This is a genomic window from Protofrankia sp. CiP3, assembly GCF_917627345.1.
Classification (GTDB): Bacteria; Actinomycetota; Actinomycetes; order Frankiales; family Frankiaceae; genus Protofrankia.
Genome location: NZ_CAKJTM010000002.1, coordinates 108,154 through 121,606, shown reverse-complemented (window position 1 = coordinate 121,606; position 13,453 = coordinate 108,154). Strand labels below are relative to the sequence as shown.

Here is a 13,453-nt window from a genome sequence, read left to right as displayed (position 1 = left end):
ACATGACTGCATCTTTGGGCGCTGCCCGCGCATCCACACGCCGACGTCGGCGTTCCTCGGCCGTCGTCCTTCTGCTGGCGCTCGCGGCCACCGGGGTGCTCTGGACCGCGTTCGCGCCGCGCGGCACGGCCCAGAGCACCCCGGATGCGAACGAGGCCGTACGGCAGGGGCGGGCACTCTACCTTCAGGGCTGTTCAAGCTGCCACGGTTTGAACGCTCAGGGCAGTGGTCAGGCTCCGAGCCTCATCGGGGTCGGCGCCGCCGCGGTGGACTTCCAGGTGAGTACCGGTCGGATGCCGCTTGCCGCGCCGGGCGCGCAGGCCAAGCGCAAGGACCCCGTTTACAGCCAGACCCAGATCGATCAGCTGGCCGCCTACGTCGACAGCCTTGGTGGCGGCCCCAAGCAGGCAGTCGTCACCAGGAACGCACTCGATGACGCGGATCTGGCCCAGGGCGGGGAGCTCTACCGGGCCAACTGCGCGCAGTGCCACCAGGCTGTGGGTGCCGGCGCGCCGCTGACATACGGCAAGTACGCGCCCGACCTGAGCAAGGCCACCCCGTCACAGATCATCGAGGCCATGCGGACCGGCCCCGAGTCGATGCCCGTGTTCGGTCCTGGGCAGATCGACGACGCCAACGCCGTGGCGATCGCGAAGTACGTGCGCTTCGTCACTGAGGCGCCGAGCGCCGGTGGTAGCACGCTGGGCAAGTACGGCCCGGTTCCGGAGGGGCTGCTGGCCTGGCTGGCCGGGATCGGTGGCCTGCTCGCGGTGTGCATGTGGATCGGAGCGAGGCAGAAGGTATGAGCAAGCAGGAAGACGGGACGCCCGGGCCGGACGTTCCCGCCGAGAGCGGGAGCATCTTCGACCGTGCCAAGCCCGAACCGCGTCAGGGCCACGACGACGGCCCCGAGCGTCTCGGTACCCCGCCGCACCAGACCGATTCGACCCGGGAGGGCTCAACGGTCCTGCTGGCCGAGCCGGGCGAGCGGAGCGCGGCCGTCCCCCCGGCCCATGCCGAGGAGATCGACCGCCGGGCCGAGCGCCGGGCCGAGCGGCTGGTGGCGTTCTGGTTCATGGTCTCCATCGTCGGGACGATCGGCTTCGTGGTCACCAACTTCGTCGGTGACAAGCATGCCGAGTACTACACCCCGTGCATGGGCACCGCCCTGAGCCTCGCCATGGGTGGCATCGGGTTCGGGGTCATCCTCTGGGCGAAGCGCCTCATGCCGGATGAGGAGGCCGTCCAGGAGCGTCATCCCTTCGCGTCCTCGGATGCTGAGATCGCCGTCACCGAGGAGACGGTCGCCCTCGGGTTCGCCGACACCGGTCTTGCCCGCCGGCCGTTGCTCCGCCGCACCATGTTGGGCGCGGGCACGGTGCTCGGCGCTCTGCTGGTGGTGCCGTTGCTGAACCTCACCAACCGTAAGCCGGGTGCGCAGCTCAAGCGCAGCCACTGGGTGAAGGGCGCCCGGCTGGTGAACGGGGAAGGCAACCCGGTCAGGGTCGGTGACATCGCTATCGGCGGTATCGAGACCGTCTTCCCAGCGGTCCCGGTCACCGAGGCCGACGGCAGCGTCCGGTTCGAGCCCCAGCTGAGCCTGCATGAGAAGGCCGACAGCGTCACCATCCTCATCCGGCTCGCCCCGGGTGAGAACCGGCCGCGGCCCGGACGAGAGAACTGGGCCTACGACGGCCACGTCGCCTATTCCAAGATCTGCACTCATGCGGGCTGCCCGGTCAGCCTCTACGAGGCGCAGACCCATCACCTGCTCTGCCCCTGCCACCAGTCCGTGTTCAACGTCCTGGACGGATGTCGAGCGATCTTCGGTCCGGCCAGCCGGTCCCTGCCACAGCTGGCGATCGGTATTGATGACGACGGGTACTTCATCGCGCGAGACGGCGACTACACCGAGCCCGTCGGTCCCGCCTTCTGGGAGCGTCCATGACCACAGCCCCGCCACCCTCCCTGGTCAAGCGGCCGGGCCCGGTCCGCAAGCTCAACCGGGCTGTCGACGAGCGTTTCGGGTCCCAGGCCGCGCTGCGCCGCAACCTCAACAAGGTGTTCCCCGACCACTGGTCTTTCATGATCGGGGAAATCGCCCTCTACAGCTTCGTCATCCTGGTCCTGACCGGTATCTACCTGACGTTGTTCTTCGACCCGAGCAACGTCGAGATTCCCTACAACGGCTCGTACATCCCGCTGCGCGGCGTCGAGATGAGCCGGGCCTACGCCTCGACCCTCGACATCAGCTTCGACACCCGAGCGGGGCTGGTCTTCCGCCAGATCCACCACTGGGCGGCGCTGCTGTTCGTGGCCTCGATCGTGGTGCACCTGATGCGGGTGTTCTTCACCGGTGCCTTCCGCAAGCCTCGTGAGGTCAACTGGCTGATCGGCGTGGGGCTGCTCGTCCTGGGCATCCTCGAGGGCTTCGCCGGCTACTCGCTGCCGGACGACCTGCTGTCGGGCACCGGGCTGCGCATCGCCGCGTCGATCGCCCAGTCGATCCCCGTCATCGGCACCTGGACGTCGTTCCTGGTCTTCAACGGTGAGTGGCCGGGTGACAGCTTCATCCCCCGGCTGTATGTGATCCATATTCTGCTGGTGCCGGGGATCCTGCTGGCGCTGATCGGCGCCCACCTGGGCATCCTGTGGCACCAGAAGCACACCGACTTCCCCGGGCCGGGCAAGACCGAGCACAACGTCATCGGCCACCGCGTCTTCCCTGTGTTCGCGGTGAAGTCCACCGGGTTCTTCATGCTCGTGTTCGCGATGCTCGCCCTGCTCGGCGGGCTGGCGCAGATCAACCCGATCTGGAGCTTCGGCCCCTACGACCCGGGCAACGTGAGTTCCGCCTCACAGCCCGACTGGTACATCGGCTTCCTTGACGGATCTACCCGATTGTTCCCGCCGTGGGAGTTCCGTGGGCTCGGGCACACCGTCCCAGCGGTGTTCTGGCCGACCGTTGTGCTGCCGGGGATCCTGTTCACGCTGCTCGCGGTGTACCCCTTCCTGGAGGCGAAGTTCACCGGCGACTCCAGGCCGCACAACCTGCTCCAGCGGCCGCGTGACACCCCGGCCCGCACCGGCTTCGGCGCCATGGCCATCAGCTTCTACCTGGTGTTGTGGATCTCTGGTGGTAACGACGTCATCGCGAAGACGTTCGACATCTCGCTGAACGCCATGACCTGGGCCGGTCGGATCGGCTGCATCGTCGTCCCGCCGATCGCCTTCACGGTGACGAAGAGGCTGTGTCTCCACCTACAGGCTCGTGATCGGGAGATCGCCGAGCACGGTATCGAGACCGGGATCATCCACCAGCTTCCCGACGGGGAGTTCGTGGAGAAACATCGTCCGAAGCTGCCCCCGGTGCCCGACCACCGCCGGGTGCCGACCGACCGGGTGGCGTTGCCCGCCGGGGATGCCAAGGGCGGTCTTGTCCGGCGCGCGGGCAAGGCGGTGACCGGGTTCTTCGTCGAGGAGGAGGACGCGCGGGAGGCTCCGCCGCGCGAGTCCACCGGTGAATCTCCTGATCAGCCCGCCGGCAGGCACTGAGTGGGACAGCTTTTGGATCAAGAACGATACCGGGCCGCCCGCGGAGCGGGTTGTCAGGCGCGGTAGACACCGAGCAGTGCTCGATCCCGGACCGGGGGTCGTTGCGTCCGATACCAGGACGTAACGACCCCCGGTTTTCGTTTCGGTGGCTCTCCTCGGCGGCGCGGGTCGGGTGTTGGCCGAGGCCAGGCGCCTGATCCGGGTGACGGGAGAACGAGAAAGGCAGATAGTTAGTTGTAGGAAGGAAAAGATATGGAGGCTGGATGTCCATCGAGCAGTCCGTACGTGCCCCGTCCAGCGCGTCCTCGGGCGACCCGCCGGCCCCGCCGGCCCTGGCGGTCCGAGGCCTGACCTACCGGTTCGGCGGGCACACAGCGGTTGACGCGGTTGACCTCGACCTTGCGGCAGGGGAGATACTCGGCCTGCTCGGGCCGAACGGGGCCGGTAAGACCACGGCGATCCGTGCCGTTGTCACGCTGCTGCGGCCGGCGGCCGGGTCGGTGCGCGTGTTCGGGATGGACGCGGTACGCCACCCGATCCACGCGCGCCGCCTCATCGGCTACGTGCCGCAGATGCTCTCGGCGGATTCGGGCCTGACCGGGCGGGAGAACGTGGCACTGTTCGCGGGGCTGTTCGACGTACCACGGCGGCAGCGGCGGGCGCGGGTCAACGAGGCCCTGGCCGCGATGGGGCTGACCGATGTCGCGGACCGGTTGGCGCGTACCTATTCCGGCGGGATGGTGCGCCGGCTGGAGCTGGCCCAGGCGCTGGTCAACGCGCCACGCCTGTTGATCCTCGACGAGCCGACGGTGGGGCTGGACCCGATCGCCCGCGACAGCGTGTGGGCGCACGTCCACCGGCTGCGTGCTGAGCAGGCGATAGCCGTCCTGCTCACCACACACTATATGGAGGAAGCGGACGCCCTGTGTGACCGGGTCGCGCTCATGCACACCGGCCGGGTACGCGTCACGGGTGTCCCGGACGAGCTCAAGGCGGCCATCGGAGCGCGGACGAGCCTTGAGGACGTGTTCCGCCACCACACTGGTGATGCGCTTGAGGGTGGCGGGGGAGGTGATTTCCGTGATGTCCAGCAGATCCGCCGTGTCGCCAGCCGGGCCGGTTGAGCGTGCCGATCCACCGAGCCCCCTGTCCTCGGTGGGGATCACTTTTGGCGGAGATCGTGACGGGCCGTTCGGCGCGGCGCGGCTGTTGTTCCGCCGCTTCGCGACCCTTTCCCTGGTTGAGCTGCAGAAGCTGCGCCACGACCGGGTCGAGCTCTACACCCGGGCGGTCCAGCCCGCGCTGTGGCTGCTTGTTTTCGGCGTGACTTTCAGCCGTATCCACGCCATTCCGACCGGATCCGTGCCCTACCTGGACTATCTGGCACCGGGGATTCTCGCCCAGTCGGCGCTGTTCATCTCGATCTTCTACGGCATCCAGATCATCTGGGACCGGGACGCGGGCGTCCTGGCCAAGCTCATGGTCACCCCGACACCACGAACAGCGCTGGTCGCGGGCAAGGCGTTTGCGGCCGGGGTGCGGGCGCTGATACAGGTGGCCGTCGTCCTGTTACTGGCGGCTCTGCTCGGTGTCGGGCTCACCGCCAACCCGCTGAAACTGGTCGGCGCCGCGGCCGCGGTGCTCCTTGGCGCGGCCTTCTTCTCCTGCCTGTCCATCGTGATCGCTGGGCTGGTGCTCTCCCGGGACCGGCTGATGGGAATCGGCCAGGCAATCATGATGCCGATGTTCTTCGCGAGCAACGCCCTGTACCCGGTGTCCATCATGCCGAGCTGGGTCCGCGTGGTCAGCTATCTCAACCCGCTGAGTTATCTGGTCGACGCGTTGCGCGGCCTGCTCATCGGTACCCACGGCCACCTCGTGCTGGATTTCGCCGTTCTCACGGGCTCCGCGGTCCTGACGATCATCGTGGCCAGCACGCTGCTCGGCCGTCTGGCTAGATGATCATGAGCCTGTTCCGCATCACGCTCGCCCAGGCGAGCCGCGTCCAGCCGGTCCCTGGCTTCGGCTGTCACAGCCCCTGTCCCAACCGGAACATCTCCCGGGCGGCTCCGTTCGCCGGCGAGGCCCATTCGCCGTCCAGGACGGCAAGGCGGACACCGGGAGCGGACAGCCAGCGCTGGATCCGTTCCGTCTCCTCCGCGCTGGCGCACGGCGTGGGCCCTGGCCCCGGGCGCACGGTCTCGGCGCTGGCCTGGGCCGCGGCGACCCAGGGCCGCGGATGCGCTCGCGGCGGGGTGCGGGCAGCCGCGACCAGCCTGCCGTGACGGATCACCGCGATGTCCCAGCCACCGTCGCCGCTGGGCGCGGCCGCCGCCATCTCGGCCACGCCGGTCAGCGCTGACAGGCGTTGCAGCCGCCGCGCGCCGTGCAGAAACGCGAGCAACCGGTCCCGCTGGACGGCCGCGTCCTCGAAACGTTCTTCGGCGGCGAGGCTGTCGATGCGTTCCCGCGCGGCGGCAACGACCACAGACGGGTCGGTGGTGATGGCCCGGCGGGCCGCTTCCACATGCCGGGCGTACTCCTGCGGGTTTTCCCGGCCGTCGCAAGGGGCTCCGCAACGTCCCAGGTCCGCGAGTGCGCAGGCCGGCACCGGACGCCGCGGCGACAGGCGGGCGGTGCACTGCCGCAGTGGAATCGCCGCGTGGATCGCGGTCGCGGCGAGCTCGGCCCCGGCGGTCCCCGCGAACGGGCCGAGGTAGATCCCGTCATCGCGGACCGCCCGCACCCGTGCCAGCCGCGGGAACGGCTCGTCGGTGATCCGCAGGTAGACCGCCCGCTCCGGATGCCGGGACCGGCGGTTGTACGGAGGCTTGTATTCGGCGATCAGTCGCAGCTCGCGGACCTCGGCCTCCAGCGCATGCGCGCACGCGATCGCGTCCACCCGCTCGGCCGTCGCCACCATCTCGGTCATCCGTGCCCGTGGCTCACTCGCGGTGAAGTAGGAGCGGACGCGTGCGCGCACCGACCGCGATGTCCCGACGTACAGCGCCCGGCCGTCGCGATCGCGGAACACATAGACCCCGGGCCCGGTCGGCAGCCCGTCCGCCAGGTGCCGTTTCCGCCGCCGCGCCGGGGAGACCTTACGGGTGAAACCGTGGACGTCCTCCAGCGTGGTCACGTCGAGGCTGCCGAGCCGCTCGAACAGGCCGTGCAGGACGGCGACAGTCGCCCGTGCGTCCGCGAGCGCCCGGTGAGACGGCTCGGCGTCCGCGCGGAAGAGCCGGGCCAGTGAGGCCAGCGTGTGGTCCGGGCATTCATCCCTGGTCAGGGCCTGCCGGGCGATCCGGAGGGTGTCCAGATACTCCCACTCGGGAACCGGGTAACCGCCGCGTACGCACGCCTGGCGCAGGAAGCCCAGATCGAACGGGGCGTTGTGGGCGACCAGGACGCTACCGCGGGCGAACTCCAGAAAAGTCGGCAGCACGGCGCCGATGGGCGGCGCGGTGGCGACCATCGCGTCGGTGATCCCGGTCAGAACCGAGATGAACGGCGGTATCGGCGCGGCCGGCCGCACGAGAGTCGCCATCTCCGCGAGGATCTGCCCACCGCGTACCTTGACCGCGCCGAGTTCGGTGATCTCACTGTCGGCGCTGCGGGTACCGGTGGTCTCGAGGTCCACCACAACAAAGGTGACCTCCCGCAGAGGCCGGCCCAGCTCCTCGAAACTGGCCTGTCGCGGTTGGGACCGGGCCGTGGGTCGCGACGGTTGCGTCGAGGGGCGCACCGGCGGGGTCTGGTGGCCGCCGCCAGGCGCCTGTGAGAACAGGCTCATGTCCGCGCAGGCTATCGGCCGCCTCGGACAGTTCTGCCGCGGACATGTTTTGTGCCGTAGCCGGGTTTCGCCGCGGACGGCCCTCTTCCAGCAGGTGGCTTTCTCGTCATCCTCGGCGGCGGGGCCGGCCGGCCGGAGCGCCCGGGCGGCACCTCGTGCCGATGACCCTCCTACCGATAGTGTCCAGGTATGGTCAGCGTCTTCACCCGGATCATCAATCGTGAGCTGCCCGGGCGGATCGTCTATGAGGACGGCCACTGCGTGGCGTTTTTGACGATTGCTCCTATCACGCCGGGGCACACCCTGGTGGTCCCGCGGCTGGAGGTCGATCACTGGATTGATCTTCCGTCGGACGTGCTGCGGGAGCTGTGGAGCGGAGCCGCGCGGGTGGGACGGGCTGTGGACAAGGCGTTTCGTCCCCGGAAGGTGGCCGCGCTGCTGGCCGGTCTGGAAGTGCCGCACGTCCACGTGCATATCGTCGCGATCGATTCTGAGGCCGAGCTCTCCTTTGCCAGAGCTGATCACAATCCCGACCCGGCCGCGCTGGATGACGCGGCCGACCGTATCCGGGCAGCGTTGATCTAGGGCGTGTTTCACAAGCCATCTGTCCGGCTCACCGCGCCCAGGCGGCCCCTGGCCGCGTTCTCGGCCACACCGATACAACTCATCCGGTATCGGTGTGGCCTGCGGCCTTGCCAGGAACCACCTGGGCGCGGCTTCCTGATCGAACGACGACTTCTGAAACACGCCGTAGTCAGCTGACGGCCGAGCCCGGCCGCGTAAAATGATCAACTGGGCTTGGCGCGCCCGGCAGGAGGCGCGTGCCCCAGCCCCGCGATGCCGCGTCTCCCGGTTTGTCACCGCTGGGACGAGCCGGCGCGGAACGCTGGCGATCCGGAAGGGCCTGCCTGCTCCCTATACGCTGATGCGTCATCGTTGTTCCCATCGCGCCCCGGAGTCCGCGCCGTGCCCGTCGACCTGCCCGGACCGCATACCCGCTGGCGGTGCGGGATATGTGGTAATCTAACCCGTTTCGATGTGGCCAGAACGCTACGGTCACGGGATTATGTCCATGTCGATCTTGCTGGTGCCCCGCGCGTGGAGGAACGGGACATCGTGGACGAGAAGATCGAACATGTCTGGTGTCGCTGGTGCGGCGCGGTGGACAGCGTGGTGTGTGAGCCTCGGCCGGCGTCCGGGTGAGCGAGCCACTCCCGCCCAACGTCCGGGCGCAGGTCGTCACGTTTGCCGCCGACACTCTCGCGGACATTCCGGAGCAGGACGTGCCGGCCGCGCTCATCGCGGTCCGGCGCTTCATCCCGTCGCGACGCGCTCGGCTCGGGGCCACTCCGTTGGCCGCCGCGATCGCGAACGACGCGGTTTTCCGCGGGCGGGTGGCCGAGCGGGTCCGGCTCGCCCTGCCCGATCTCGTCGCGGCACTTTCCTCAGCCGAGGGACCGCCCGAAGCGGCCCCACCCGAGGAGATCGCGGCCGTCGCCTACGTCCTGCGCCTGCCCGGCTGGGAGCGGATGGTCGAGGCCGCCGCTCAGGAACTGGCCGAGACGGCGGCTTCGGCCCGCGCGGCGCAGGCCGCTGATGCCGCCGCACGTCTCAATGAGCAGCTCGAGGCGTTGAAGCGCAGTTCCAGGGCTGAGAGCGATCAGCTGCGTGACCGGCTGGCGGCGGCCCGGACCGAGGTTGAGGATGGTCGTCGGCGGCTGAGATCATCCGCTGACCGGTCGCGTCGGGTCGAGCTGGACGCCCAGGAGGCCATCCAGGCGGCTGAGCGCAGTCGCGACGACGCGGTCGCCGCGACCCGGGAGGCCGAGACCGAGACCCGCCGGTTGCGACAGCGGGTCGCCGAGCTCGAGGCGGCGCTGGCGGTGGCACGGCGAGGCAGCCGGGAAGCCAGGTCCGTGGAGGACGTGCGCCTGCGCGTTCTGCTGGACACCCTGATGGCCGCCGCGAACGGTTTCCGCAAGGAGCTCTCGCTGCCGACCGCCGTACGGCGGCCCGCGGATGTCGCCGGCCGCGAGAGCGATGGCACGGCACTGTTCGATCCGTTCTGCGGGGTGGGCGTGCGCGGCCTGGCTGAGGACGATCCCGGGGTTGTCGACGAGGTCCTGGCGGTTCCCGGAGTTCACCTCATTATCGACGGTTACAACGTGACCAAGCGTGGTTATGGCTCGTTGACCTTGCAGGCGCAGCGCGCCCGGCTGCTGTCCGGGCTCGGCGCGCTGGTCGGCCGCGCGCCCGAGAGCGAGATCACGGTGGTCTTCGACGCGACCGCGGTGATCGCGCGGCCGGTCGGGGTGGCCGCACCCCGCGGGGTGCGGGTGGTGTTCAGCCGGTCCGGTCAGCTTGCCGACGAGGAGATCATCCGGTTGGTGCGGGCTGAGCCTGCGGGCCGCCCGGTGGCTGTGGTCACCTCCGATCGGGAGGTGGCGGAAACGAGCCGGATGTCGGGTGCCCGGCCGGTCCCGTCCGCCGCGCTGCTGACTCGCCTTGACCGATCCTGAGCCGCCGGGGCCTGGGCGCTGACAGGGCGGCCGGGCCCCAGCACGGTCGGGACGGTTGTGAAAATTTGTCGGACCCCGTGGCTACGTTGTGTCTCGATGCTACCCGTTGCCTGTGTTGCCGCGGGTGCTGGCGAATCTTGACGTAGGCGGCCGGTACCGGCCGGAGGGGCGGAGACGATGTTGATCGACTGTGGCACCTGCGCGGTTCGCGGGGACGCCTGCGGCGACTGTGCGCTGCACGTCCTGCTCGGGCCTGAACCCGCGGCCGGCTGGGAGGAGACCGAGCTGCGGGCGTTGGCGCTACTGGCCGACGCCGGGCTGCTGCCGCGGATGACCCCGTGGCCGCGTCCCGTGCCGCTCGCGCCGCCCCCTGCCGGGCCGGCACGCCTCTCGCCCGCGCAGGACTCACACGGACGTGCGCGCCGAGCCGGCTGAGCCCCGCGGCACTGGCCGATGGCGCTCGTCATCGAGGGGCCGGCCATCGTTGCGCGGTCCGCGGCGACAGCCGAGACGATGGCCGCGGCGATTGTCATCGATTGTGATCGTGGTTGCGCTCGTGCTCCTGCCTGTCGCGGCCGGCGTCGGGGCGTCGCTGGTCGCCGTCGTTCCTTCGGGCCAGGCCGATGCGGCCCATCGCCCCACCGACCAACTCACCGTCACGGGTTACGGCGTGTCACCCGCACGGCTTACCCGGGTTCGGCGGGAAGCCGGTGACGCGCTGCGCTACGTGCGTGGTGTCTGGGACGGGGCATGGTCCGCCCATGTCGGGATCGACCTTCCCGCGGACAGCGCGGGGTTTCGCGCACAGGTGGGTCGCGCGAGCGCGGACGGCGAGGCTGCGGTCGCGGTGATCCCATGGGCGGGTGGGGCTGGAGCGCCGGGCAGCGATGCCGCCCGGGTGGTCATCAATCCCGATGTCTATGAACGGCTCACCCCCGAGGGCCGCCAGGTGGTACTGCGCCATGAGCTGACCCATCTGGCGAGTGCGGATGTGACCGGCCCCGGTACCCCCACCTGGCTGGTGGAGGGTCTTGCCGAAACCGTGGGTCATGCCGGCGTGGCCCTGAGCGTGATCAGAGCGGCCCCGGAACTGGCGGCCGAGGTCCAGGCTGGCTGGCTGCCTGACGCGCTGCCAGATGATGCGGCGTTCACAGCCACGGATGGGACGGTTCCCCGTAGTTACCAGGAGGCGTGGCTCGCCTGCAAGTTGATCGCGGACACGGTCGGCACGGACGGGCTCATCGGTTTTTACCGACAGGTGGGGTCGGGCGAAGGCGGCCCGAATACTCGGCTGGCCGGGGCTTTCCAGCGGTTCCTGGGCACCACGGAGGCCGGTTTCGTCGCCCGGTGGAGGTCGTACCTGCGTGTTCAGCTCCCGACCGGGACGGACCGGCGGCCGCCCGCGTGAGCCGGCGCTGACCGGCGCTGAGCGGCGTGGACGCCCGGGCCCGAGCCGGCCGCCGCGGTGTTGATGGAACAGGGGAGTGAACAGGGGAGTATGGCCTGATGCGGGTGCTTGTTGTGACCAACGACTTTCCGCCCCGTCCGGGTGGGATTCAAGCCTATATACATAATTTTGCCAGCCGTCTTCCCGGCGGAGCGGTAACCGTGTACGCGCCCGCCTGGAAGGGGGCGGCCGCTTTCGACGCGGCCGCGCCGTTCCCGGTGGTGCGCCATCCGACTTCGCTGATGCTGCCTACCCCGGATGTGCTTCGCCGCGCCCGGGAAGTCGCCCGGTCACACGCCTGCGATGCGGTGTGGTTCGGGGCCGCCGCGCCGCTGGGCCTGCTCGCGACGGGGCTGCGCCGTGATCTGGGGGTGCGCAGGATCATCGCGAGCACGCACGGCCATGAGGTGGGCTGGGCGGCGTTGCCAGGCCCCCGTCAGGTGCTGCGCAGGATCGGGCGGTCGGTCGACGCTGTGACCTATCTCACCGACTACACCAAGGTGCGCCTCGCGTCGGCCTTTGGCCGCCATCCGGCCCTGGCCAGGTTGCCCAGCGGTGTCGACACGGAGCTCTTCCGGCCGGAGGCGGGCCGCGACGACATCCGCAAGCGCCACGGCCTGACCGATCGTCCGGTTGTCGTGTGCGTGAGCCGGCTGGTTCGGCGCAAGGGGCAGGACATGTTGATCAAAGCCCTGCCGGCCTGGCGCCGCAGGGTCCCCGGAGCCGCGCTTCTGCTGGTCGGCGGGGGAGCACACCGAGCGGCGCTGGCGCGTCTCGCCCGGGATGCCGAGGTCGACAAGCACGTGGTGATGACCGGTCCCGTGCCCTGGGCGGAACTGCCGGCCCACTACGCCGCCGGGGACGTGTTCGCCATGCCGTGTCGGACGCGGTTGGCGGGGCTGGAGGTCGAGGGGCTCGGCATCGTCTACCTGGAAGCGTCCGCCACGGGGTTGCCGGTGGTGGCCGGGCGCAGCGGCGGAGCGCCGGACGCGGTGCTCGACCGCCGGACCGGCATCGTGGTCGATGGCGGTGACCTGGCACGGGTCACCGACGCTGTCGGTGGGCTGCTGGCCGATCCTGAGCGCGCGCGGGCGATGGGTGCGGCCGGCCGCGCCTGGGCCGAGGTGTCGTGGCGCTGGGACATCCTCGCGGCCAGGTTGCATGACCTGCTTACCTCCCCGGGGTAGCGGCCTCGTCGTGGTCCGGGGAGTCCGAGTTCGTGAGCGGGCACATGCTCGCGGTCAGCGAGTCATGGCGGCGGGTCAGCGGGCCTGTGATCAGCATCATGATTGTGAAGCCCGCGGTCCCTAGACTTACCGCGCATGAGGGTACACGTGGTCAGTGACGTCCATGGGCGTGCCGACGCGCTTGCCGCGGCGGGAAGGGACGCGGACGCCTTCGTCTGCCTGGGCGACCTCATCCTCTACGTGGACTACCGCGATCACAGCCGGGGGATCATGGGTGATCTGTTCGGCCCGGTGGCGGTCGGAAGAATGATCAAGCTGAGGACCGAGCAGCGTTTTGACGAGGCACGCGAATGGTCGCGCGGTCTGTGGGCGACGCTGGGCGACAGCCGTCAGGAGATCATTGAAGCGGCAATCCGCAAGCAGTACGAACAGGTGTTCGCCGCTTTTCCGGCGCCGACCTTCCTGACCTACGGCAATGTGGATCTTCCGCATCTTTACCAGGACTACCTGCGCGACGGGGTCACGCTCCTGGATGGTGAGGTGGCTGAGATCGGCGGGCTGCGTTTCGGTTTCGTGGGCGGGGGGCTGCGCACTCCGATGCGTACTCCCTGCGAGATCGACGATGACATCTATGCCGCGAAGGTCGCCGCCGTCGGGGTGGTGGATGTACTGTGCTGTCACGTTCCGCCGCACCTGCCCGAACTCGTGTACGACACGGTTGCTCGGCGTTACGAGCGAGGCAGTGTGGCGGTACTGGAGGCTATTCACGAAATTCAGCCCAGGTATGTGCTTTTTGGGCATGTTCATCAGCCCTATCGTGAGGTTCTTGAGATCGGACGAACGCGGTGCGTGAACGTCGGACATTTCAACGCTCGAGGGACGCCGTTCGTGCTGGAGTGGTAGGTGTCGGACGAACCTGCGGGCCATCCGGTAGCCTCGACGACCGGTCACG

The 13,453-nt window shown here is 69.4% G+C and carries 13 protein-coding genes; 12 read left to right on the top strand and 1 reads right to left on the bottom strand.

Features of this window, described 5'->3' with window-relative positions; all coding sequences use genetic code 11:
* The first annotated feature begins 2 nt into the window (after positions 1–2).
* The 5 genes from MJ797_RS01345 (at position 3) to MJ797_RS01325 (ending at position 5,517) form a co-directional block, all read left to right on the top strand.
* Positions 3–806 (top strand): c-type cytochrome, encoded by an 804-nt coding sequence (locus tag MJ797_RS01345; RefSeq protein WP_239330769.1) that lies wholly within the window; start codon positions 3–5, stop codon positions 804–806.
* Positions 803–1,948, top strand: a complete 1,146-nt coding sequence (locus MJ797_RS01340) for a ubiquinol-cytochrome c reductase iron-sulfur subunit (protein WP_239330766.1) — start codon at positions 803–805, stop codon at positions 1,946–1,948. Before MJ797_RS01345 ends, MJ797_RS01340 begins: the two co-directional genes overlap by 4 nt.
* On the top strand, positions 1,945–3,555 hold the full coding sequence (locus tag MJ797_RS01335) for a cytochrome bc complex cytochrome b subunit (RefSeq protein ID WP_239330748.1): 1,611 nt from the start codon (positions 1,945–1,947) through the stop codon (positions 3,553–3,555). Before MJ797_RS01340 ends, MJ797_RS01335 begins: the two co-directional genes overlap by 4 nt.
* A gap of 263 nt (positions 3,556–3,818) precedes the next feature.
* The gene (locus MJ797_RS01330) at positions 3,819–4,679 is read left to right on the top strand and encodes an ABC transporter ATP-binding protein (RefSeq protein ID WP_239330745.1); all 861 of its coding nucleotides are present in this window, start codon (positions 3,819–3,821) and stop codon (positions 4,677–4,679) included.
* The gene (locus tag MJ797_RS01325; RefSeq protein WP_239330731.1) at positions 4,639–5,517 is read left to right on the top strand and encodes an ABC transporter permease; all 879 of its coding nucleotides are present in this window, start codon (positions 4,639–4,641) and stop codon (positions 5,515–5,517) included. The genes MJ797_RS01330 and MJ797_RS01325 overlap by 41 nt, the downstream gene beginning before the upstream one ends.
* A 67-nt stretch (positions 5,518–5,584) precedes the next feature.
* On the opposite strand, the gene MJ797_RS01320 is transcribed toward MJ797_RS01325, so the two are convergent.
* Positions 5,585–7,348 (bottom strand): DEDD exonuclease domain-containing protein, encoded by a 1,764-nt coding sequence (locus MJ797_RS01320; RefSeq protein WP_239330729.1) that lies wholly within the window; start codon positions 7,346–7,348, stop codon positions 5,585–5,587.
* Positions 7,349–7,537: 189 nt separating this feature from the next.
* Here MJ797_RS01320 and MJ797_RS01315 point away from each other — a divergent pair, with 189 nt between their 5' ends.
* From MJ797_RS01315 to MJ797_RS01290, 7 genes are all read left to right on the top strand, one after another.
* A complete protein-coding gene (locus tag MJ797_RS01315) occupies positions 7,538–7,933 on the top strand; it encodes an HIT family protein (RefSeq protein ID WP_239330727.1) in 396 nt (131 codons plus the stop codon).
* 381 nt (positions 7,934–8,314) lie between these two features.
* Entirely contained in the window at positions 8,315–8,551 is a 237-nt protein-coding gene (locus MJ797_RS27330; RefSeq protein WP_374581139.1) for a hypothetical protein, read from the top strand.
* Positions 8,548–9,867, top strand: a complete 1,320-nt coding sequence (locus MJ797_RS01310; RefSeq protein WP_239330725.1) for an NYN domain-containing protein — start codon at positions 8,548–8,550, stop codon at positions 9,865–9,867. Before MJ797_RS27330 ends, MJ797_RS01310 begins: the two co-directional genes overlap by 4 nt.
* Before the next feature lie 177 nt (positions 9,868–10,044).
* Positions 10,045–10,302: a hypothetical protein gene (locus tag MJ797_RS01305; protein ID WP_239330723.1), complete on the top strand. Its 258-nt coding sequence runs from the start codon at positions 10,045–10,047 to the stop codon at positions 10,300–10,302.
* Positions 10,303–10,411: 109 nt separating this feature from the next.
* Complete coding sequence (locus MJ797_RS01300; protein WP_239330720.1) at positions 10,412–11,275, top strand: hypothetical protein; 864 nt, start codon at positions 10,412–10,414, stop codon at positions 11,273–11,275.
* 98 nt (positions 11,276–11,373) lie between these two features.
* On the top strand, positions 11,374–12,501 hold the full coding sequence (locus MJ797_RS01295; RefSeq protein WP_305039661.1) for a glycosyltransferase family 4 protein: 1,128 nt from the start codon (positions 11,374–11,376) through the stop codon (positions 12,499–12,501).
* 135 nt (positions 12,502–12,636) lie between these two features.
* On the top strand, positions 12,637–13,404 hold the full coding sequence (locus MJ797_RS01290) for a metallophosphoesterase (RefSeq protein ID WP_305039660.1): 768 nt from the start codon (positions 12,637–12,639) through the stop codon (positions 13,402–13,404).
* Positions 13,405–13,453 lie beyond the last annotated feature (49 nt).

Coding starts and splice junctions, on each gene's coding strand:
- MJ797_RS01345 (WP_239330769.1), top strand. CDS start 3: ATGACTGCATCTTTGGGCGCTGCCCGCGCATCCACACGCCGACGTCGG.
- MJ797_RS01340 (WP_239330766.1), top strand. CDS start 803: ATGAGCAAGCAGGAAGACGGGACGCCCGGGCCGGACGTTCCCGCCGAG.
- MJ797_RS01335 (WP_239330748.1), top strand. CDS start 1,945: ATGACCACAGCCCCGCCACCCTCCCTGGTCAAGCGGCCGGGCCCGGTC.
- MJ797_RS01330 (WP_239330745.1), top strand. CDS start 3,819: ATGTCCATCGAGCAGTCCGTACGTGCCCCGTCCAGCGCGTCCTCGGGC.
- MJ797_RS01325 (WP_239330731.1), top strand. CDS start 4,639: ATGTCCAGCAGATCCGCCGTGTCGCCAGCCGGGCCGGTTGAGCGTGCC.
- MJ797_RS01320 (WP_239330729.1), bottom strand. CDS start 7,348: ATGAGCCTGTTCTCACAGGCGCCTGGCGGCGGCCACCAGACCCCGCCG.
- MJ797_RS01315 (WP_239330727.1), top strand. CDS start 7,538: ATGGTCAGCGTCTTCACCCGGATCATCAATCGTGAGCTGCCCGGGCGG.
- MJ797_RS01305 (WP_239330723.1), top strand. CDS start 10,045: ATGTTGATCGACTGTGGCACCTGCGCGGTTCGCGGGGACGCCTGCGGC.
- MJ797_RS01295 (WP_305039661.1), top strand. CDS start 11,374: ATGCGGGTGCTTGTTGTGACCAACGACTTTCCGCCCCGTCCGGGTGGG.
- MJ797_RS01290 (WP_305039660.1), top strand. CDS start 12,637: ATGAGGGTACACGTGGTCAGTGACGTCCATGGGCGTGCCGACGCGCTT.